Origin of the sequence: Streptomyces sp. NPDC023723, assembly GCF_040639815.1 — a bacterium.
Lineage (GTDB): Bacteria > Actinomycetota > Actinomycetes > Streptomycetales > Streptomycetaceae > Streptomyces.
The window spans coordinates 201,912-220,769 of the sequence record NZ_JBFAAP010000006.1 but is presented as its reverse complement, the minus strand read 5'-3'; the positions used below and the strand labels follow the sequence as shown (position 1 = coordinate 220,769).

20 protein-coding genes and 2 pseudogenes are annotated in these 18,858 nt (G+C 71.7%); 2 read left to right on the top strand and 20 right to left on the bottom strand.

The annotated features are described in order from the left end of the window. Positions 1-40: 40 nt before the first annotated feature. Positions 41-1,486 (bottom strand): alkaline phosphatase PhoX, encoded by a 1,446-nt coding sequence (locus AB0G32_RS10420; RefSeq protein ID WP_361161060.1) that lies wholly within the window; start codon positions 1,484-1,486, stop codon positions 41-43. Positions 1,487-1,637: 151 nt separating this feature from the next. Further along, entirely contained in the window at positions 1,638-3,068 is a 1,431-nt protein-coding gene (locus AB0G32_RS10415; protein WP_361161057.1) for a hypothetical protein, read from the bottom strand. Positions 3,069-3,345: 277 nt separating this feature from the next. Here AB0G32_RS10415 and AB0G32_RS10410 point away from each other — a divergent pair, with 277 nt between their 5' ends. Continuing rightward, positions 3,346-5,163: an endonuclease/exonuclease/phosphatase family protein gene (locus tag AB0G32_RS10410; RefSeq protein WP_361161055.1), complete on the top strand. Its 1,818-nt coding sequence runs from the start codon at positions 3,346-3,348 to the stop codon at positions 5,161-5,163. A 12-nt stretch (positions 5,164-5,175) separates the two neighbouring features. Here the strand turns inward: AB0G32_RS10410 and AB0G32_RS10405 are convergent, their stop codons facing one another. Both AB0G32_RS10405 and AB0G32_RS10400 read right to left on the bottom strand, forming a co-directional pair. Continuing rightward, positions 5,176-5,745, bottom strand: a complete 570-nt coding sequence (locus tag AB0G32_RS10405) for a hypothetical protein (protein WP_361161052.1) — start codon at positions 5,743-5,745, stop codon at positions 5,176-5,178. A 68-nt stretch (positions 5,746-5,813) separates the two neighbouring features. After that, positions 5,814-6,131, bottom strand: a complete 318-nt coding sequence (locus AB0G32_RS10400; protein WP_361161049.1) for a DUF3618 domain-containing protein — start codon at positions 6,129-6,131, stop codon at positions 5,814-5,816. A 149-nt stretch (positions 6,132-6,280) separates the two neighbouring features. Here AB0G32_RS10400 and AB0G32_RS10395 point away from each other — a divergent pair. Beyond that, a pseudogene (locus tag AB0G32_RS10395) lies at positions 6,281-6,493 on the top strand (hypothetical protein); the annotation flags it as partial. 70 nt (positions 6,494-6,563) lie between these two features. On the opposite strand, the gene AB0G32_RS10390 reads toward AB0G32_RS10395, so the two are convergent. From AB0G32_RS10390 to AB0G32_RS10315, 16 genes and pseudogenes are all read right to left on the bottom strand, one after another. Continuing rightward, positions 6,564-7,775, bottom strand: coding sequence for a WD40 repeat domain-containing protein (locus AB0G32_RS10390; protein WP_361161046.1), 1,212 nt, complete (start codon positions 7,773-7,775; stop codon positions 6,564-6,566). Beyond that, on the bottom strand, positions 7,772-8,323 hold the full coding sequence (locus AB0G32_RS10385) for a SigE family RNA polymerase sigma factor (RefSeq protein WP_361161044.1): 552 nt from the start codon (positions 8,321-8,323) through the stop codon (positions 7,772-7,774). Before AB0G32_RS10385 ends, AB0G32_RS10390 begins: the two co-directional genes overlap by 4 nt. Before the next feature lie 116 nt (positions 8,324-8,439). Then, complete coding sequence (locus tag AB0G32_RS10380; RefSeq protein WP_361161042.1) at positions 8,440-8,652, bottom strand: hypothetical protein; 213 nt, start codon at positions 8,650-8,652, stop codon at positions 8,440-8,442. Between the two features lie 78 nt (positions 8,653-8,730). After that, positions 8,731-8,960: pseudogene (locus tag AB0G32_RS10375) on the bottom strand (ATP-binding protein); the annotation flags it as partial. A gap of 65 nt (positions 8,961-9,025) precedes the next feature. Next, the gene (gene dapD / locus AB0G32_RS10370) at positions 9,026-10,015 is read right to left on the bottom strand and encodes a 2,3,4,5-tetrahydropyridine-2,6-dicarboxylate N-succinyltransferase (RefSeq protein WP_361161039.1); all 990 of its coding nucleotides are present in this window, start codon (positions 10,013-10,015) and stop codon (positions 9,026-9,028) included. Positions 10,016-10,024: 9 nt separating this feature from the next. Next, the gene (locus tag AB0G32_RS10365; RefSeq protein ID WP_361161037.1) at positions 10,025-10,654 is read right to left on the bottom strand and encodes a TetR family transcriptional regulator; all 630 of its coding nucleotides are present in this window, start codon (positions 10,652-10,654) and stop codon (positions 10,025-10,027) included. Then, entirely contained in the window at positions 10,654-10,974 is a 321-nt protein-coding gene (locus tag AB0G32_RS10360) for a multidrug efflux SMR transporter (protein WP_361161034.1), read from the bottom strand. The genes AB0G32_RS10365 and AB0G32_RS10360 overlap by 1 nt, the downstream gene beginning before the upstream one ends. Before the next feature lie 93 nt (positions 10,975-11,067). Further along, positions 11,068-12,060, bottom strand: coding sequence for a sulfotransferase (locus AB0G32_RS10355; RefSeq protein WP_361161031.1), 993 nt, complete (start codon positions 12,058-12,060; stop codon positions 11,068-11,070). Between the two features lie 114 nt (positions 12,061-12,174). Then, the gene (locus tag AB0G32_RS10350) at positions 12,175-12,507 is read right to left on the bottom strand and encodes a metal-sulfur cluster assembly factor (protein ID WP_064727279.1); all 333 of its coding nucleotides are present in this window, start codon (positions 12,505-12,507) and stop codon (positions 12,175-12,177) included. Further along, positions 12,504-12,971, bottom strand: a complete 468-nt coding sequence (sufU, locus tag AB0G32_RS10345; protein WP_361161028.1) for a Fe-S cluster assembly sulfur transfer protein SufU — start codon at positions 12,969-12,971, stop codon at positions 12,504-12,506. The genes AB0G32_RS10350 and sufU overlap by 4 nt, the downstream gene beginning before the upstream one ends. An 11-nt stretch (positions 12,972-12,982) precedes the next feature. Next, complete coding sequence (locus tag AB0G32_RS10340) at positions 12,983-14,254, bottom strand: cysteine desulfurase (RefSeq protein ID WP_361161026.1); 1,272 nt, start codon at positions 14,252-14,254, stop codon at positions 12,983-12,985. Beyond that, a complete protein-coding gene (gene sufC / locus AB0G32_RS10335; protein ID WP_361161023.1) occupies positions 14,251-15,015 on the bottom strand; it encodes a Fe-S cluster assembly ATPase SufC in 765 nt (254 codons plus the stop codon). Before sufC ends, AB0G32_RS10340 begins: the two co-directional genes overlap by 4 nt. 7 nt (positions 15,016-15,022) lie before the next feature. After that, complete coding sequence (locus AB0G32_RS10330) at positions 15,023-15,340, bottom strand: non-heme iron oxygenase ferredoxin subunit (RefSeq protein WP_361161020.1); 318 nt, start codon at positions 15,338-15,340, stop codon at positions 15,023-15,025. After that, positions 15,337-16,527, bottom strand: a complete 1,191-nt coding sequence (sufD, locus tag AB0G32_RS10325) for a Fe-S cluster assembly protein SufD (protein ID WP_361161017.1) — start codon at positions 16,525-16,527, stop codon at positions 15,337-15,339. The genes AB0G32_RS10330 and sufD overlap by 4 nt, the downstream gene beginning before the upstream one ends. 57 nt (positions 16,528-16,584) lie before the next feature. After that, complete coding sequence (gene sufB / locus AB0G32_RS10320) at positions 16,585-18,006, bottom strand: Fe-S cluster assembly protein SufB (RefSeq protein WP_361161014.1); 1,422 nt, start codon at positions 18,004-18,006, stop codon at positions 16,585-16,587. Beyond that, the gene (locus tag AB0G32_RS10315; RefSeq protein ID WP_361161011.1) at positions 18,003-18,737 is read right to left on the bottom strand and encodes an ArsR family transcriptional regulator; all 735 of its coding nucleotides are present in this window, start codon (positions 18,735-18,737) and stop codon (positions 18,003-18,005) included. Before AB0G32_RS10315 ends, sufB begins: the two co-directional genes overlap by 4 nt. Positions 18,738-18,858: the final 121 nt, after the last annotated feature.

The following is an 18,858-nucleotide window of genomic DNA, read 5'->3' as shown; positions in this document are numbered from 1 at the left end:
GACGGCCGGGGTCCCCGCCCCGGGGCCCCGGCCGTCCCGCTCAGCGCCGCTGCTGCCGCTTCCAGGGCCCGGTGATCGCCAGCATGATGCCGGGCGTCTGGATGTTGGCGTACAGGGTGCGGCCGTCGGGCGAGAAGGTCACTCCGGTGAACTCGCTGTACTCGGGGTCGTCCGCGCTCCCGAGGTTCAGCTCGTTGCGGGCGATCGGGTACGTCCGTCCGCTGTCGGTCGCGCCGAACAGGTGCTGGACGCCGTCGCCGTCCTCGGCGACGACCAGGCCGCCGTACGGGGAGACGGTGATGTTGTCGGGGCCGTCGAAGGCGCCGTCCGCCGCGGGGTCGGGGTTGACGCCGAGCAGCACCTTCAGGGTGAGGGTGCGGCGCCCCGGGTCGTAGAACCAGACCTGGCCGTCGTGCGGCGCGCCGGGGCTCTCGGAGCGGGCGTAGGAGGAGACGACGTAGGCGCCGCCGTCGGCCCACCACATGCCCTCCAGCTTGCGGGCCCGGGTGACCTGCCCGTCGGTGAACTGCTTGCGCACGGAGACGGTCTTCGCGTCGCGGTCGGGGACCTCGGCCCAGTCGACGCCGTACACGGTGCCGGTCGTCGTCGCGCGGGAGAGGTCGTCGACGAACCGCCCGCCGGAGTCGAAGCACTTGAAGGCTTCCAGCCGCCCGGCGTCGGCGGCGAGGGTGCGCAGCCGGCCGCGGCCGTGCCGGAAGCCCTCCGGCGGGGTCCAGCGGTAGAAGAGGCCGTTGGGTCCTGAGGCGTCCTCGGTGAGGTAGGCGTGGCCGCGCCGCGGGTCGATGACGACGGCCTCGTGGGCGTACCGGCCGAGCGCCTTGACCGGCTTGGGGTCGCGGCCCGCCCGGCGGTCGGCGGGGTCGACCTCGAAGACGTAGCCGTGGTCCTTGGTCATGCCGTTGGTGCCGGCCCGGTCCTCGGTCTCCTCGCAGGTCAGCCAGGTGTCCCAGGGGGTGGAGCCGCCGGCGCAGTTGGTGGCGGTGCCGGCGATGCCGACCCATTCGGCGACCGCGCCGCCGGGGCGGACCTCGACGACGGTGCAGCCGCCGGCCGCCGCCGGGTCGTAGACCAGACCGTCGGTGAGCGGGACGGGGTGCGGCCAGTTGGCGCGGGGGCCGCCCAGTTCGTGGTTGTTGACCAGCAGCACCGTGCCGCGCGGGCCGTCGAAGGCGGCGGTGCCGTCGTGGTTGGAGGGGGTGTACTCGCCCGACTCCAGCCTGGTGCGGCCGCTGTACGTGATGACCCGGTAGGAGAAGCCGGCCGGCAGCGCGAGGACGCCGTCCGGGTCGGGGAGCAGCGGCCCGTAGCCGAGGCCGCCGTGTCCGTGCTCGTCGTCGGCGCCCTCGGTCTCCGTGGCCGCCAGGGCGTTCGGCGCGGTGGCGAGGGCACCGACGCTGCCCGCCAGCGCGACCCCGGCGCCGGTGAGCGCGGAGCCTCTGGCGAAGTCCCTGCGGGTGAGCGACATGGTGTCTCCTGTGGCGGTCGGCGTGCCGGGGCGGGGGGGTGGCCGAGCGGGTGCGGCGCCACCGTCCCGCCCGCTGCTTAACGCCGGTTGAACACCGGGCGACACCCCGGGACCCGGGCGCGTGAATCCGCCGCCGCGCGCGCCGCCCCGCTCAACCCCCTTGCTGGGAGCGCGCCTTGAACGCCGCCTTGCGGGCCTCCTTGGCGATCTTCTTGTCCGGGTGCAGCCGTCCCATCGCCTCCAGCACGTCGGCGGTGGCGGGGTGACCGACCCGCCAGGCGGTGTCGAAGAAGCCGCTGTGCCGCGCGGCCAGCCCCTCCACCAGGGCCTGGAGCTCCTCGGAGTTGCCCTCCGCGGCGAGCTGCGCGGCCACCGTGTCGATGGTCAGCCAGAACACCATGGACTCCGGCGGCGGCGGCACGTCCCGCGCCCCGTGCTCGGCCAGCCAGACCCTGGCCAGCCCGCCCAGCTCGGCGTCGTCGAGGACCTCCCGCAGCGCGGGCTCCGCCTCGGCGCCGACCAGCGCCAGCGCCTGCTGGCAGCGCAGCCGGCGCAGCGGCGCCCCGGCGTCGGTGCCGCGCGCGGCGGCCAGCAGATCCCGGGCGGCGTCCTGCGGCTCGCGGCGGGCCAGCCAGCCCTCGGTCTCGGCGTGCGCGGCGCCCGGCGGATAGCCGGCCGTCCCGTCGAGCAGCGCGTCGGCACCCTTGTCGGCGAACTCCCCGACGGCCGGCGCGGTGAACCCGGCCTCCAGCAGCCGGGCCCGCAGCCCGTACAGGCCGAGCGGGGTTAGCCGCACCATGCCGTAGCGGGCCACGTCGGTGTCGTCGACGGGCGCGGCGGGCTCCTCGTCGGTGTCGGTCATCAGCGCCTCGTCGACCGGCCGGTAGGCGACCAGCCCGATCGGCTCCAGCAGCCGGAACTGGTCGTCCAGCCGCATCATCGCGTCGGACACCTGCTGGAGCACGTCGTTGCTGGGTTCCGCCATGTCGCCGGGGATCAGCACCGACGCGGCGAGCGCGGGCAGCGGCACCGGGGTGTCGCCGGGCGCGTCCTCGCTGACGGTCAGCAGGTACAGGTTGCCGAGCACCCCGTCGAGGAACTCCGCCTCGGCCTCCGGGTCCCAGTCCAGGGCGGAGAGGTCCAGCTCGTCCTCGCCCTCGGCCATCGCGTCGACCAGGGCGCCGAGGTCGGGCGCGCTCGCGTCGGCGAGCACGGTCTCCAGGGCGGCGAGCCAGGCGCCGAGCACGTCCTGCGGGGAGCCGCCGGTGAGCAGCGCCAGTTCCTCGCCGGCCGCGACGGTGCCCGCGTCCTCGTCGGTGATCTCGACCAGCCCGGCGTCCACGGCGACCCGCCACGCCTCGCCCGCGTCCGCCGCGGCCTCCTCGCCGCTCAGCCCGAGCGCCTCCACCGCCGCACCGAGCTGCTCCTCGGCCAGCTCGCCCCCGGCCTCCACCCGGGTGTCCGGACCGGCCCAGCGGGCGAGCCGTACCGCCCGGGAGAACAAGGGGGCACCGAGCGCGGCGCGGGCCAGCTCGGCCTCGGGCTGGAGCCGCGCGGGCGGCAGGGTGGAGCTGTCTGACATCGGCTGTTTCTCCTCGCGCGCCTCGACGGCCGTACGGCCACCTGGACGCCGTACGGCTCAGCCGCTCAGCCTAGACGGGTTTGGACCCATGCCGCCCGGTTCATCTCCCCGTCGGCCGCCGTACATGGCTGAAACCTTGACAACGGGCGTGGCGGCGCAGGAGATTGACGCGCGTAGAAACAGGGGGGCACAAGTGTTCTCACAGTCATGCGCGTCCCCCCTCCCACGCCTCGTCCGTGCTTCCCGGCGCCTGAAGTCACGTCCCCGGAGGGACCCCATGCCGAGCAAGTCGTCCGCGCGCCTCGCCGCGCTCACCGTCGCCGCCGTCTGCTCCGCGGCCTCCACCGTCGTCCTCACCTCGCCCGCGCACGCGGCCGCCGTGCGCGTCCACGACATCCAGGGCAGCACCCGGCTCTCCCCGTACGCCGGCCAGCAGGTCACCGACGTGACCGGAATCGTCACGGGGATACGGGGATACGGCTCCTCCAGAGGCTTCTGGATGCAGGACCCGACCCCGGACGCCGACCCGGCCACCAGTGAGGGCGTCTTCGTCTTCACCAGCTCCACCCCCAAGGTCGCGGTCGGCGACGCGGTCACCGTCGCCGGCACGGTCTCGGAGTACGTCCCCGGCGGCGCCTCCACCGGCAACCAGTCGCTGACCGAGATAACCCGCCCCACGGTCACCGTGGACTCCGCCGGCAACCCGGTCCCGGCCGCGGCCCGGATCACCGCCCGTTCGGTGCCGCGCGCCTACACCCCCGAGGCCGACGGCGGCTCGGTCAACACCCTGCCGCTGCGCCCCACCCGCTACGCCCTGGACTACTACGAGTCGCTAGAGGGCATGAACGTCCAGGTCGCCGACACCCGCGTGGTGGGCGCCACCGACCCGTACACCGAGCTGTGGGTGACGGTGAAGCCGAACGAGAACCCGAGCGCGAGCGGCGGCACGGTCTACGGCTCCTACGCCGCCCAGAACACCGGCCGGCTCCAGATCCAGTCCCTGGGCGCGGTCGCCGACTTCCCCGAGGCGACCGTGGGCGACACCCTGGCCGGCACCACGGCCGGCCCGCTGGACTACAACCAGTACGGCGGCTACACGCTGGTCGCGAACGAGCTGGGCACGCTGCGCGACGGCGGCACGGAGCGCGAGACCACGCGCCCGCAGCAGCGCGACGAGCTGGCGGTGGCCACGTACAACGTCGAGAACCTCGACCCGTCCGACGACACCTTCGCCGCGCACGCCGAGGCGATCACCGACCACCTCTCCTCCCCCGACATCGTGTCCCTGGAGGAGATCCAGGACAACAACGGTGCCACGGACGACGGTACGGTCGCCGCCGACGAGACGGTGACGAAGCTGATCGACGCGATCGTGGCGGCGGGCGGCCCGCGCTACGACTGGCGCTCGGTCGACCCGGCCGACGGCACGGACGGCGGCGAGCCCGGCGGCAACATCCGCCAGGTGTTCCTGTTCAACCCGGAGCGGGTCTCCTTCACCGACCGCGCGGGCGGCGACGCGACCACGGCCACGGAGGTCACCAAGGTCCGCGGCAAGGCGGCCCTCACCCTCTCCCCCGGCCGCGTCGACCCGGCGAACGCCGCCTGGGAGAACAGCCGCAAGCCGCTCGCGGGCGAGTTCGTCTTCCGCGGCAAGACCGTCTTCGTCATCGCCAACCACTTCGCCTCCAAGGGCGGCGACCAGGGCCTGACCAGCCAGTACCAGCCCCCGGCGCGCAGCTCCGAGACCCAGCGCCACCTTCAGGCGGCGGCGGTCAACACCTTCGTCAAGGACATCCTGGCCACCCAGAAGAACGCCGACGTCGTCACCCTGGGCGACATCAACGACTTCGAGTTCTCCCTCACCACCCAGCTCCTGGAGGACGACGGCGCCCTGTGGTCGGCGGTCAAGTCACTGCCGCGCGCCGAGCGTTACTCGTACGTCTACCAGGGCAACAGCCAGGTCCTGGACCAGATCCTGATCAGCCCCTCGATCCGGCGCGGCGGTCACTTCACGTACGACAGCGTGCACGTGAACGCCGAGTTCGCCGACCAGATCAGCGACCACGACCCGCAGGTGCTGCGGTTCCGCCCGTAGCCGTGGCGGAGGTCACCCCGGCACGAGGCCGAGGGCGTGCTCGTACCTGCTGACGACGAGGCCGCGCGGCGCCGGGGCGGCCTCCGCCCACTCCGCGTAGGTGAGCACATGCGTACCGTCGGTGCTCAGGTGGACGTGGGCGGAGATCAAGCCGGGCTCGCGTTCGACCGGTTCGGCCCGGTCGGCGCGCGCGGTGGTGACGAGGCCGGGGACCCTGCTGTCCCCGGCCTCGCGCGCCAGTCCGCCGTGGCGCCGGTACCGCCCGAGCCCCAGCCGCTCGATGCCCGGCACGGCGGTGTCGATCTCGTCGACCCGTTCCTGCCGCCGCGTCTTGACGAACGCCTCGTAGGCGGCCTCGCTCGCCCACTGCGAGTGGTGCAGCAGCGTCTCCCCGTCGTGCCCGGCGTAGACGTGGTAGCTGCGCAGCCCGTCGCCGGGCCAGTCCCTCCGCTCCCACGTACGCGCGATGGCCTCGACGGTCCGCCGCTGCCGCTCCGGCGTACCGACCCGCCACGTACTGAAGAAGGGAGCCTCGACATCCGGGCGGGTGAGATCGGGGTGGGCGGCGGTACGGCGGGTCATGCGGGCCTCCGTCGAGTGGGTGCGCGTCGCTTGCGGTCACCACCCTGCGACCTCAACCGGACTCGAGGTCAAGCCTGCCGGCCGCCCCGCCGCCGCAGCGCCCCCACCGCGACGGCCGCGCCCACCGCGGCCCCGGCGATCAGCACCGGTCGCGGCACTCCGCGCTCGACGGCGTGCCCGGCCTGGGCGGCACTGCTGCGCAACTGGACAGTCATCGCCCCGGCCTTGTCCCGCAGATCGGCGGCCCGGGCCTTGGCCCGCCCCTTCACATCCGTCCGGCCGGCCAGTTCCCCGACGGTGCCACCGAGCCGGCCGCGGGTCTCCTCGATCTGCCGCCGCAGTTCATCGGGCCCCTTGGCCCCCGTCGCCGTACCGCTGTCCGCCATCGGTCCGCCTTCCCTCCCGCTCGCCACGCTCGTACGTGCCTGACGACCCCGGGTACCCTGCCCCGGCGTCCACTACCCCCGGCCCGGTCAGCTCCACAGCCTCAGCACTGCTTACCGATGACCGGTGGTGAAACTGAACGGCGCCGCCCGCTCGCCGGGAGGCGGTGGGCGACCGGGCGACGGTCGGGGCGGGCGTGGGCACCGCCGACACCCACCACACCACGACCCTGGCCCGCGCCGGCCTGGCGTACTGCCCGGGCTGCGACGAGTACGCCCTCGCCCTGTACGCGACCAGCGGCACGGGTCATGTCAGTACGGTCGCGAACGTGATCCCGGACGAGGTGCGCGCGATCCTGGACGCCACGACGCGGGCCGCCCGGCCGGCGGCCGACGCACTGCGGACGGCGTACGACCGCCTGACGGCGACAGGTGTCACCGAGTGACGAACACGGGCTCCCACTCCTGACGGTCGAAGTCGTCGTCCGGCACCCGCGTGCCGGACAACTGCACCACCTCGTCACTCCCGATCGTGACGAGCACCAGCCGCCCCTGGTACTCCTCGATCCCCGGCGTCCGCTCCCAGGCGATGAGCCGACGGTCGTCCGCCCAGGCCAGCAGGGTGCCCCCGCGCACCTTGGTGACCTCCTTGCCGGAGAGCGGGTCCCGGACGGAGGACCACGACTTGTCGGTCCGCTCCTTGGTCAGCCCGAGCGCGGCGAGCCGACCGTCCGGGGAGAGCCGGGCGGGGACGTCGGAGCGCAGGTACCGCTCGTCGGCGGGTGCCCGAACCGCCTCGCCCGACAGGTCGAAGAACTCTTGCAGCCCGTCGCGCTCGCCGATGACCTGGGCGTAGACCAGGTCCCCGGTCCGCGAGAAGGCGAAGTCCCGCCGCGCGGTGCTGTCCTGGCCGGCCGGTACGGCACTCCAGGTGATGTCCTCGGTGACCACGTCCAGGACGAGGAACCCGGTCCGGCTCGGACGGCCCATCAGCGACAACCACCCTGCCTCCCCCTCCGGCCCACCCACCCGATACCGCAGATCGGGATTCTCGTCGTACGTCGTCGCGACGATCCGCCCCCCGTCCCGCGAGTAGGCGAGCCCGCCGACCCCGTGGTCCACCGGCACCCACCGCTCGACCCGCCCGGTCGCCAGGTCGAGGATGCCGATCCGCCGGGCCGGCAGCTCCCGTTCCAGCACGGCCGCCGTCCGCATCCCGGGCGCGACGGCCACGTAGGACCACCGGTCGTCCTTCTCGTACCGTCCGGTGGCCGGGTCCAGCAGCCAGTAGGTACGCCGGTTGACGCCCTCGTCGGCCGTCCGTTCGACCGTCTCGGCCGTGTAGTAGGCGGCCAGCGCCACGTCCCCGGCGGCGATCAGGTCGCGCGGCGGCGACTGGTCGGGATGGGCACTGATCCCGTTGCCCCGCACCGCCGGGGGCCGCTGTTCCCGGCCGGAGTCCAGCAGCGGAACGCCCACCGCGATGGCGACCACGGCGGCGACGACGGCAGCCAGGGAGGTCAGCCCGCGCAGCCGACGCCGGCGCCGCCGTACCGCGAGCACCCGGTCGGCGAACCCGGGCGGTACCGCCCGCTGGCCGGCCGCCTGTTCCCGCAACGTCTCGCGCACCACTTCCTCGACGTTCACGAACGCACCTCCAGTGGCGCGGGGTTGCGGACCGAGCGGTCCCCGGGTGCCCGCAGGGCGGCCAGTTCGGGCGCGACGGCCCGCAGCCGGGCCAGCGCACGATGGTTGGTGGACCGCACGGTCCCGACCGAACACCCGAGGAGCCGGGCGACGTCGCCCTCGGGCAGATCCTCGAAGTACCGCAGGACCAGTACCGTCCGCTGCCGCGCGGTCAGCCGGGCGAGCGCCCCGCGCATGACCAGCCGCAGATCGGCGTCGGCCAGGACATCGGCGTCCGTACCGCTGTCCGGCGGCTCGGGGACGCTCAACTCCCGCCGCGGCCACTTCAGCCGCCAGCGGCTGACCTGCTGCCGGTACAGCACCCGCCGGACGTACGCCTCGGGCTCCTCGACCCGGTGCCAGCGCCCCGCCACCTTGATCAGCGCGTTCTGGAGCAGGTCCTCACCGGCGTGCCGGTCCCCGCCGCTCAGCAGCACAGCGGTCTTCAGCAGCGCGGACGACCGGTTCGCCACGAACTCGCGGAAACTCTCCTGAGCCTGCGCATCCATCGTCACCTTCTCGCACCCCGGGCGGACCCGCTGTCCGGCCCCCGTACCCCTTGTGACGCGCGCGGCCGTCCCCCACTATGCCGGGGCCCGTCGCACGGACCCCGGCAATTTTCACCTCACTGCCAGCGGTAACCGTCCCCGAACAACAGCGTGTGCTCCAGCACGTCCTCCATCGGGTCGTCGATCTGCCCGATGTTGATCAACCCGATCCGGTGCCCGGTGTGCGTCTCATCGGCGTGCGCGACGCCCGCCGGCAGCCAGCAGACCGAGGCCACGGCCCCCACCCCGGCCACCCAACGTCCCACAGCCTTAGCCCGCTCGCTCCTCATACCAGGACCTCATTTCGTCGGTTCGGCGTCTGATCGGACTGAGCGTCCACCTGTTCATCTCCCTGACCCGGGGGAAGGTCACGGTCGGACTGCTGAGCGCCACGCATCAGCCAGGACGAAGGGGACGACCGTCCCACCGAACTCGCTCGGACCAGAACGCCAGGAGTCGGCAAGGGAGCCAACCAGAAGCAGCCCTCACCCATGTACGTCGTCGGCGTCCGGTCGCCGGAGCCGCACCCTCCCCGGGAACCCAGGACTGTGCACGTTCACCCGGTGCGAAGTCCCTCCCGGAACCACTCGACCCGGACGTCTCCGGTCCCGTCCGGCCGGCCGGTTGATCGATAAGGCGACGCAGGTCACGCGCCGCCGCCGGTCAGTTGTGGCTGTGCAGCACGTCGTTCAACCCGCCCCACACCGCGTTGTTCGGCCGGGCCTCCACCGCGCCCGTCACGGAGTTGCGGCGGAACAGGATGTTGGAGGCGCCGGACAGTTCCCGCGCCTTCACGACCTCCCCGTCCGGCATCGTCACGCGGGTGCCGGCGGTGACGTAGAGGCCGGCCTCGACCACGCACTCGTCGCCGAGTGCGATGCCGACGCCCGCCTCGGCACCGACCAGGCAGCGCTCGCCGATGGCGATGATGACGTTGCCGCCGCCGGACAGCGTGCCCATCGTGGAGGCGCCGCCGCCGATGTCCGAGCCGTTGCCCACGACGACGCCGGCCGAGATGCGGCCCTCGACCATCGACGTGCCCAGCGTGCCGGCGTTGAAGTTGACGAAGCCCTCGTGCATGACCGTGGTGCCCTCGGAGAGGTGCGCGCCCAGGCGGACCCGGTCGGCGTCGGCGATGCGCACGCCCTTCGGGGCGACGTAGTCCGTCATCCGGGGGAACTTGTCGACCGAGGTGACCTGGAGGTGCAGGCCCTCGGCGCGGGCGTTGAGCCGGACCTTCTCCAGGTCGTCCACGGCGACCGGGCCCAGCGAGGTCCAGGCGACGTTGGCGAGGTGGGCGAAGATGCCGTCCAGGTTCTGGCCGTGCGGCTGGACCAGGCGGTGGGAGAGCAGGTGCAGGCGCAGGTAGACGTCGTGCGCGTCGATCGGCTTCTCGTCCAGGGAGGCGATGACCGTGCGGACCGCGACCACCTCGACGCCCCGGCGGGTGTCCGGGCCGGCCGCGGCGGTGGCGCCGCCGCCGAGGAGTTCGGCGGCCTGTTCGGCGGTGAGGCGCTCGGTGCCGGACGGGCCGGGCGCCTCGGCGAGTTCGGGCGCCGGGAACCAGGTGTCGAGAACGGTGCCGTCGGCGGCGACGGTGGCCAGGCCGGCGGCCACGGCACCGGTGGTGCGGGAAGCAGTCGTGTCGGTCATGAGGGCAACTTAACCGGCGGGGCGCGCCGAGGGCGAACCAGCCGCCGGGGGCGTCTCACCTGCCGGTCGGTCTCGTCCGCCGGCTGCCGCCGGGCCGAGTACCCGGCCGAGCGTCTCCCGCGCGTAGACCTCGTCGTACGGCGTCCCCGTCAGCAGCACCTGCAAGCAGATCCCGTCCATCAGCGCGACCACCGCCCGCGCGGTGACCGGATCGACGCGGCGGGCGAGCACCCGCGCCACCCCGTCCGCCCACTCCGCGGCCACCGGGCGCAGGGCGGGCCTGCGCAGCGCGGCCAGATACAGCTCGTACTCCAGCTCCACCCCGGTGCGATCACCCGTGCCGTCGCCGGCCAGCCACTCCCCCAGCACCCGGGCGAGTTCCCCGGCCAGGTCGGCGGCCGGGTCGGCCAGCGCCGGGTGGGCCGCCATCACCTCGGCGAACCCCTCGTTGGCCTGCCGCAACGCGGCCACCAGCAGTTCGTCGAGCGTCGCGAAGTGGTACGTGGTCGAACCGAGCGGTACGTCCGCCTCGGCGGCGACCGTGCGGTGGCTGAGCCCGGCGATGCCGCCCCGGCCCACCACCCGGATCGCCGCGTCGATGATCCGCTGCCGGCGGTCGGGGTCGTGGCGGCGGGGCATCAGTGCGCTCCGCCGAGGTTCAGCATCACCACGCCGCCGATGATCAGGGCGATCCCGGCGGCCTTGGCGGCGGTCATGCCCTCGCCCATGAAGAGGATGCCGATGGCGGCGATGGCGGCCGTGCCCAGGCCGGACCAGATGGCGTACGCGGTGCCGACCGACAGGGTCTTCAGGGTCTGGGCGAGCAGGGAGAAGGAGACCACGTATCCCACCACCGTGAGCAGGGACGGCAGCAGTCTGCTGAACCCCTCGCTGTACTTCATGGCGGTGGTGCCGGCGACCTCCGCGGCGATGGCGCCGACGAGCAGCAGGTATCCCATGCGGACGAGCGTACACAGCCATGCGTACGGGCGTACACAGTCAGGCGTACGGGTGTACACGGCCAGGCGTACGGGTGTACACATGTCCGCCCGTCATCCGGTGGCCGGCAGTGCCGCGACCGGGCCCGCCTCCTTCAGCCGGGCCCGCCGGTCGCGCAGCCGGCGCCGGGCGTGGGCCGCGCGGCGCAGGGCCGCCGTCTTGCGGTAGCGGAGCAGTTCGGCGGGGTCGGGACGGACCGCGCCGCTCGGCTGGTAGCCGGCCCGGGTCAGCCGGTCGCCGAACGCGGCCTCGCACAGCCGGATCTGGTCGGGGGTGAGCCGCTGCCGCCAGGTGCCCGCGCGGGAGGCGTCCAGCGCGCCGTGGGTGTGCCGGTGCCAGGTCTTGCGGGCGGGCACGGCGACCTCCGCGAGCCGGTGCGGCTGGGTCATCGACGGGGCGTACTCCTCGCCGAGGTAGGCGCACAGCTCCCGCAGCACCGGTTCGGGGCCGGTCAGCAGATCCTCGTAGCGCAGTTCGTGCCAGCTGTCGGGGCCCAGCCGGCGGGCGTGGCGGCGGGTGGTGTCCATGACCTGGGCCCAGGTGGCGACCGCCTCGTGGAACCCGGCGTGCCACCAGGGCATCCCGAGCAGCGAGGCGACGCAGTCCCGTCCGTCGCGCACCAGGTGCACGAACTGCGCGTCCGGGAAGAGCCGCAGGATCTCGGGGACGTGCAGGGCGTACGCGGGCCGCTTGTCGCCCCAGCGGGACTTGCCGTGCTGTTCGGCGTAGGCCCGCAGGGTCGTCGCCAGGGCCGAGCCGAGGGTCGGGGGGCCGTCGGCGATGGACGCGGCGACGGTGTCCGGGTCCAGGCCCAGTTCGTGGAAGCGGGTCTCGGCACGGCCGGTGATCCACTCGCCCAGGGCGGCCCGGTTGGCGCGCCGGCCGAGGTCTCCGAAGCGCAGCCGCCGCTCGTAGGCCGGGAGCACGAAGCGGTTCTCCGGGGGCAGCGCGATCCTCGGGTGGGCGTGCAGCATCAGCTGGAGCAGGGTGGTGCCGGAGCGGGGACAGCCGAGCAGGAAGACGGGGCGGGCGGAGGCGGTACTCATCACCCGCGCACGCTGCCACCGGCGTCTGAGCGGGCGGTGAGAAACAGCCGAGAACGCGGTGTGAACGGCTGACGGCCCCGGTGATCACCGGGGCCGTCAGCGCGAAACCACCGGTCAGACGTTGAAGCCGAGCGCGCGGAGCTGCTCCCGCCCGTCGTCCGTGATCTTGTCGGGGCCCCACGGCGGCATCCACACCCAGTTGATGCGCAACTCGCTGACCAGGCCGTCGGTGGCGGACTTGGCCTGGTCCTCGATGACGTCGGTCAGCGGACACGCCGCCGAGGTCAGGGTCATGTCGATGGTCGCGATGTTCGCGTCGTCGATGTGGACGCCGTAGATCAGGCCCAGGTTGACGACGTCGATGCCCAGTTCGGGGTCGACGACGTCCAGCAGGGCCTCGCGGACCTCCTCCTCGGAGGCCGGCTTCATCTCAACGGTCTCGGTCATGCCGTCTTCCTTTCGGCGTCGGCGCCGTCCAGTGCCTGGGCCGTCGCGTCCTTCCACGCCATCCAGCTCAGGAGGGCGCACTTCACCCGGGCGGGGTACTTCGACACTCCGGCGAACGCGACGGCGTCCTCCAGGACCTCTTCCATCGCGTCGTCGGGCTCCAGCTTGCCCTTGGACTGCATCAGCTCCAGGAAGGTCTCCTGGATCTTCTGCGCGTCGGTCAGGTCCTTGCCGACCAGCAGGTCGTTCAGCACGGAGGCCGAGGCCTGGCTGATGGAACAGCCCTGGCCCTCGTAGGAGACGTCCTGGATCGTGGTGCCGTCGTACTTCACTCGGAGGGTGATCTCGTCGCCGCACGTCGGGTTCACGTGGTGTACCTCGGCGTCGCCATCGCGCAGACCGCGCCCGTGCGGGTGCTTGTAGTGGTCCAGGATGACTTCCTGGTACATGGAGTCCAGCTTCACGCCTCAGCCCCTCATCCGAAGAAGTTCCGTACGTGCTCCAGGCCGTCGACCAGGGCGTCGATCTCGGTCGGCGAGGAGTACAGATAGAACGACGCTCGGGTGGTCGCAGGAATTCCGTAGCGCAGGCAGACCGGCCGGGCGCAGTGGTGGCCGACCCGGACCGCGATGCCCTGCTCGTCGAGGACCTGGCCCACGTCGTGCGGGTGGATGTCGCCGAGCGTGAAGGAGATCGCGGCGCCGCGGTCCTCGGCCGTGGTGGGGCCGATGATGCGCAGGTCGGGGACCTCCAGCAGACGCTTGACCGCGTACTCGGTCAGGGCCTGCTCATGGGCGTGGATCTTCTCCATGCCGATCGAGTTGAGGTAGTCGATCGCCGCGCCGAGGCCGATCGCCTGGGCGATCGGGGGCGTGCCCGCCTCGAACTTGTGCGGGGCGGGCGCGTAGGTCGAGGAGTGCATCGACACCGTCTCGATCATCTCGCCGCCGCCGAGGAACGGGGGCAGGTCCTCCAGGAGTTCCTGGCGGCCCCACAGCACGCCGATGCCGGTCGGGCCGCACATCTTGTGGCCGGTGAAGGCCACGAAGTCGGCCTGGAGGGCCTGGACGTCCAGCGGCATGTGCGGCGCGGCCTGGGAGGCGTCGATGCAGACGAGCGCGCCGACCTCCTGGGCGCGGCGGACGATCGCCTCGACCGGGTTCTGGGTGCCGAGGATGTTGGAGACCAGCACGAAGGAGACGATCTTCGTCTGCTCCGTGATGACCTCCTCGATGTTCGACAGGTCCAGGCGGCCGTCGTCGGTCAGGCCGAACCAGCGGAGCTTCGCGCCGGTGCGCTGCGCGAGCAGCTGCCACGGCACGATGTTGGAGTGGTGCTCCATCTCCGTGATGACGATCTCGGTGTCGGAGTCCACCCGGTAGGGCTCGTCGGCCCAGCCCAGCATGTTGGCGACCAGGTTGAGCGACTCGGAGGCGTTCTTGGTGAAGATCACCTCGTCGCGCGAGGGCGCGTTGATGAACTCCGCGACCTTGTCGCGGGCGCCCTCGTACAGCGCCGTGGCCTCCTCGGCGAGGACGTGCACGCCACGGTGGACGTTGGCGTTGTAGCTCTCGTAGTACTCACTGAGAGCGTCGAGCACCTGACGCGGCTTCTGCGAGGTCGCCGCGTTGTCCAGGTAGACGAGCTTCCGGCCGTCGTGGACCCGGCGGTCCAGGATGGGGAAGTCCTTGCGGATCGCCTCGCCCAAAAGATTGGACTCAGCGAGGAGGCCCGGCAGCTGTGTCACGCGGATGCGCCACCCTTCGTGTATGCCTCGTAGCCCTCTTCCTCCAGCTTGTCGGCGAGCTCGGCGCCGCCGGACTCGACGATGCGGCCGTTCGAGAACACGTGGACCTGGTCGGGCTTGATGTAGCGCAGGATGCGCGTGTAGTGCGTGATCAGCAGCGTGCCGACCTCGCCGGTCTCGCGGACCCGGTTGACGCCCTCGGACACGACGCGCAGGGCGTCGACGTCCAGGCCGGAGTCGGTCTCGTCGAGGATCGCGACCTTCGGCTTGAGCAGTTCGAGCTGGAGGATCTCGTGGCGCTTCTTCTCACCGCCGGAGAAGCCCTCGTTGACGTTGCGCTCGGCGAAGGCGGGGTCCATGTTGAGGCGCTCCATGGCCTCCTTGACCTCCTTCACCCAGGTGCGCAGCTTGGGGGCCTCGCCGCGGACGGCGGTGGCGGAGGTGCGCAGGAAGTTGGAGACCGAGACGCCGGGGACCTCGACCGGGTACTGCATGGCGAGGAACAGACCGGCGCGGGCCCGCTCGTCGACGGACATCTCGATGACGTCCTCGCCGTCGAGGGTGACGGTGCCGCCGGTGATCGTGTACTTGGGGTGACCCGCGAGGGAGTAGGCGAGGGTCGACTTGCCGGAGCCGTTGGGGCCCATGATGGCGTGCGTCTCGCCCTGCTTCACGGTCAGGTCGACACCCTTGAGGATCTCCTTCGTGGCGTTGTCGGCCTCGACGGTGACGTGCAGGTCTCGGATTTCAAGCGTTGCCATGGGTGCCTCAGGACTCCTGGGTGAGGGAGACGAGCACGTCGTCCCCTTCGATCTTTACGGGATATACGGGGACGGGGCGCGTCGCCGGAAGACTGTCGGGTTTGCCGGAGCGCAGGTCGAAGCGCGAGCCGTGCAGCCAGCACTCGATGTGGCAGTCGTCGACCTCGCCCTCGGCGAGGGAGACGTTCGCGTGCGAGCAGATGTCGCTGATCGCGAAGACGTCGCCCTCGGTGCGCACGACGGAGACCGGCGTGCCGTCGAGTTCCACCCGCTTGGGGGTGTCCTCCTCCAGCTCGCCGACTCCACAGACGCGTACGAAGGTCATGCGACCGACGCCTCCAGCTCCTGCTCGATCTTGGTGATCAGGCGCTCCTCGATGTCCGGGACACCGATCTGCTGGACCAGCTCGGCGAAGAAGCCGCGCACCACCAGGCGGCGGGCGTCCAGCTCGGGGATGCCGCGGGCCATCAGGTAGAAGAGCTGCTCGTCGTCGAAGCGGCCGGTGGCGCTGGCGTGGCCGGCGCCGACGATCTCGCCGGTCTCGATCTCCAGGTTGGGGACCGAGTCGACCCGGGCGCCGTCGGTGAGGACGAGGTTGCGGTTCATCTCGTAGGTGTCGGTGCCCTCGGCCTTGGCCTCGATGAGCACGTCGCCGATCCACACCGCGTGCGCGTCGTCGCCCTGGAGCGCGCCCTTGTAGACGACGTTGGACTTGCAGTGCGGCACGTTGTGGTCGACCAGGAGGCGGTGCTCCTGGTGCTGACCCCGGTCGGTGAAGTAGAGGCCGAACAGCTCGGCCTCGCCGCCGGGGCCGGCGTACTTCACCCGCGGGTGCAGGCGGACCACGTCGCCGCCGAAGGTGACGACGACCGACTTGAAGGAGGCGTCGCGGCCGATCAGCGTGTTGTGCTGGGCCACGTGGACGGCCTTGTCGGTCCAGTCCTGGACGGAGACGACGGTGAGCTTGGCGCCGTCACCGAGGACGTAGTCGACATTGGCGGCGAGCACCGCGTCGCCGGTGTGGTCGATGACGACCACGGCCTCGGCGAACGCGCCCAGCTCGATCACCTGGTGGGCGTAGGCGACCCCGCCCTGGCCGTGCACGGCGATCCGGATCGGCTCGGTGAGCACCGTCTCCTTGGGGACGGTGATGACCGTGGCCCGCTCGAACGCCGAGTACGCCTGGGCGGCGACCCGGTCCACCGGCACGCCGGCCCGGCCGAGCCGCGCGTCGTCGCGGCCGACGGTCTCGACGACGACGCCCTCGGGGGCCTCGATGTCGGCCTTCAGGCCCTCGCCGGTGCCGGTGGCGGTGCCGTCGTGCAGGCCGCGCAGCCGCTCCAGCGGGGTGAACCGCCACTCCTCCTCCCGGCCGTGCGGGACCGGGAAGTCGGCCACGTCGAAGGACGGGGGCGCGCTCATGCGGGTGGCGACGGTCGAGTCGGCCTCGGCGGCCACCGCGATCGCACCGGCGGTGGTGCTTCCCACCGGGATGTTCTGAGCCTCAGCCATGGCTGTCGTAGTGCTCGCTTTCCGTTACGTAAGGGGCTTCAGGGGCGCGGGAGGGGGTCAGCCGACCGCGCCTTCCATCTGGAGCTCGATCAGCCGGTTGAGTTCGAGGGCGTACTCCATCGGCAGTTCCTTGGCGATCGGCTCGACGAAGCCGCGCACGATCATCGCCATCGCCTCGAACTCGGTCAGACCGCGGCTCATCAGGTAGAAGAGCTGGTCCTCGGAGACCTTGGAGACGGTCGCCTCGTGGCCCATGGACACGTCGTCCTCGCGGACGTCCACGTAGGGGTAGGTGTCCGAGCGGGAGATCGTGTCGACCAGCAGAGCGTCGCACAGCACGTTGGACTTGGCGCCCGGGGCGCCCTCGCCGATCTCGATCAGGCCCCGGTAGGAGGTACGGCCGCCGCCGCGCGCCACCGACTTGGAGACGATGTTCGAGGACGTGTTCGGGGCCATGTGGACCATCTTGGCGCCGGCGTCCTGGTGCTGGCCCTCGCCCGCGAAGGCGATGGACAGGGTCTCGCCCTTGGCGTGCTCGCCCATCAGGTAGACGGCCGGGTACTTCATCGTGACCTTGGAGCCGATGTTGCCGTCGATCCACTCCATGGTCGCGCCCTCGTACGCCACGGCGCGCTTGGTGACCAGGTTGTAGACGTTGTTCGACCAGTTCTGGATGGTCGTGTACCGGCAGCGGGCGTTCTTCTTGACGATGATCTCGACCACCGCGGAGTGCAGCGAGTCCGACTTGTAGATCGGCGCGGTGCAGCCCTCGACGTAGTGCACGTAGGCACCCTCGTCGACGATGATCAGGGTCCGCTCGAACTGGCCCATGTTCTCGGTGTTGATCCGGAAGTAGGCCTGGAGCGGGATCTCCACGTGCACGTTCTTCGGCACGTAGATGAAGGAGCCGCCGGACCACACGGCGCTGTTCAGCGACGCGAACTTGTTGTCGCCGACCGGGATGACGGTGCCGAAGTACTCCTTGAAGAGCTCCGGGTGCTCCTTCAGCGCGGTGTCGGTGTCCAGGAAGATGACGCCCTGCTCCTCCAGGTCCTCGCGGATCTGGTGGTAGACGACCTCGGACTCGTACTGGGCCGCGACGCCCGCGACGAGGCGCTGCTTCTCCGCCTCGGGGATGCCGAGCTTGTCGTACGTGTTCTTGATGTCCTCGGGCAGGTCCTCCCAGGACTCCGCCTGCTTCTCCGTGGAGCGCACGAAGTACTTGATGTTGTCGAAGTCGATGCCGGAGAGGTCCGAGCCCCAGTTCGGCATGGGCTTCTTCTCGAACAGCTTCAGGCCCTTGAGGCGGAGCTTGGTCATCCACTCCGGCTCGGACTTCTTCGCGGAGATGTCGCGGACGACGTCCTCGTTGATACCGCGCTTGGCAGCGGCGCCGGCCGTGTCGGAGTCGGCCCAGCCGTATTCGTACTTGCCCAGGCCCTCGAGCTCGGGGTGGGCGGTCTCCGTGGGGAGCGTCATGCGGGGTTCCTCCCGGCCGTGCTGGCGGATGCGTTGTCGGTGGTCTTGGAAGTCTTCGGAATGAACGTCGTGCAGACGCCGTCGCCGTGCGCGATGGTCGCCAGCCGCTGTACGTGCGTACCGAGCAGCTCGGCGAAAAATTCCGTCTCGGCCTCGCACAGCTGCGGAAACTTCTCGGCGGCGTGCGCCACCGGGCAGTGGTGCTGGCAGAGCTGCTCACCCTGCTGGGGGTGGGGCGCGCTGCGCGCCGTGGCAGCGTACCCGTCCGCGCTCAGGGCCTTGGCCAGCGCTTCCGCCCGGCGCTCGGGGGGCGCCGCCTCGACGGCCTTGCGGTACGTACCGCCCTGGGCGGCGATCCGGGCGCGGGCGAAGGCGGCGACCGCCTGCTCCCCGCCCTCACGCTCCGCGATCCAGCGCAGCGCGTCCACGGCGAGCTTGTCGTAGGACTGGTCGAAGGCGTCCCGGCCGCAGTCGGTCAGCGCGAACGCCTTCGCGGGCCGGCCGCGGGTGCGCGCGCCGTAGACCCGGCGGTCGCGGGGCTCCACCACGTTGTCCCCGGTCAGCGCGTCGAGGTGGCGGCGGACCGCGGCGTGGGTGAGGCCGAGGCGGCCGGCCAGCTCGGCGACGGTCGACGGCCCGTGGTCCAGGATGGACCGCGCGACCCGGTTGCGGGTGGACCGCTCCCCGGTCGCGAGCTCCTCCTGCTGGGGTGCCTCGCCGACGTATTTCACAACGCCATTGTTGCGTAATTCCTTGAGCCCCGGCAAGCCGCGTCCGCACGACCCGACGGTGCTGTGCGTCACTTAGGCTTACCTAATCTGACCTGCGGAAACGATCTTTGATCGATCAAAA

Bases quoted from the DNA above. Each gene is read 5' to 3' on its own strand.
- AB0G32_RS10420 (WP_361161060.1), bottom strand. From the start codon at position 1,486: ATGTCGCTCACCCGCAGGGACTTCGCCAGAGGCTCCGCGCTCACCGGC.
- AB0G32_RS10415 (WP_361161057.1), bottom strand. From the start codon at position 3,068: ATGTCAGACAGCTCCACCCTGCCGCCCGCGCGGCTCCAGCCCGAGGCC.
- AB0G32_RS10410 (WP_361161055.1), top strand. From the start codon at position 3,346: ATGCCGAGCAAGTCGTCCGCGCGCCTCGCCGCGCTCACCGTCGCCGCC.
- AB0G32_RS10405 (WP_361161052.1), bottom strand. From the start codon at position 5,745: ATGACCCGCCGTACCGCCGCCCACCCCGATCTCACCCGCCCGGATGTC.
- AB0G32_RS10400 (WP_361161049.1), bottom strand. From the start codon at position 6,131: ATGGCGGACAGCGGTACGGCGACGGGGGCCAAGGGGCCCGATGAACTG.
- AB0G32_RS10385 (WP_361161044.1), bottom strand. From the start codon at position 8,323: ATGGATGCGCAGGCTCAGGAGAGTTTCCGCGAGTTCGTGGCGAACCGG.
- AB0G32_RS10380 (WP_361161042.1), bottom strand. From the start codon at position 8,652: ATGAGGAGCGAGCGGGCTAAGGCTGTGGGACGTTGGGTGGCCGGGGTG.
- dapD (WP_361161039.1), bottom strand. From the start codon at position 10,015: ATGACCGACACGACTGCTTCCCGCACCACCGGTGCCGTGGCCGCCGGC.
- AB0G32_RS10365 (WP_361161037.1), bottom strand. From the start codon at position 10,654: ATGCCCCGCCGCCACGACCCCGACCGCCGGCAGCGGATCATCGACGCG.
- AB0G32_RS10360 (WP_361161034.1), bottom strand. From the start codon at position 10,974: ATGGGATACCTGCTGCTCGTCGGCGCCATCGCCGCGGAGGTCGCCGGC.
- AB0G32_RS10355 (WP_361161031.1), bottom strand. From the start codon at position 12,060: ATGAGTACCGCCTCCGCCCGCCCCGTCTTCCTGCTCGGCTGTCCCCGC.
- AB0G32_RS10350 (WP_064727279.1), bottom strand. From the start codon at position 12,507: ATGACCGAGACCGTTGAGATGAAGCCGGCCTCCGAGGAGGAGGTCCGC.
- sufC (WP_361161023.1), bottom strand. From the start codon at position 15,015: ATGGCAACGCTTGAAATCCGAGACCTGCACGTCACCGTCGAGGCCGAC.
- AB0G32_RS10330 (WP_361161020.1), bottom strand. From the start codon at position 15,340: ATGACCTTCGTACGCGTCTGTGGAGTCGGCGAGCTGGAGGAGGACACC.
- sufD (WP_361161017.1), bottom strand. From the start codon at position 16,527: ATGGCTGAGGCTCAGAACATCCCGGTGGGAAGCACCACCGCCGGTGCG.
- sufB (WP_361161014.1), bottom strand. From the start codon at position 18,006: ATGACGCTCCCCACGGAGACCGCCCACCCCGAGCTCGAGGGCCTGGGC.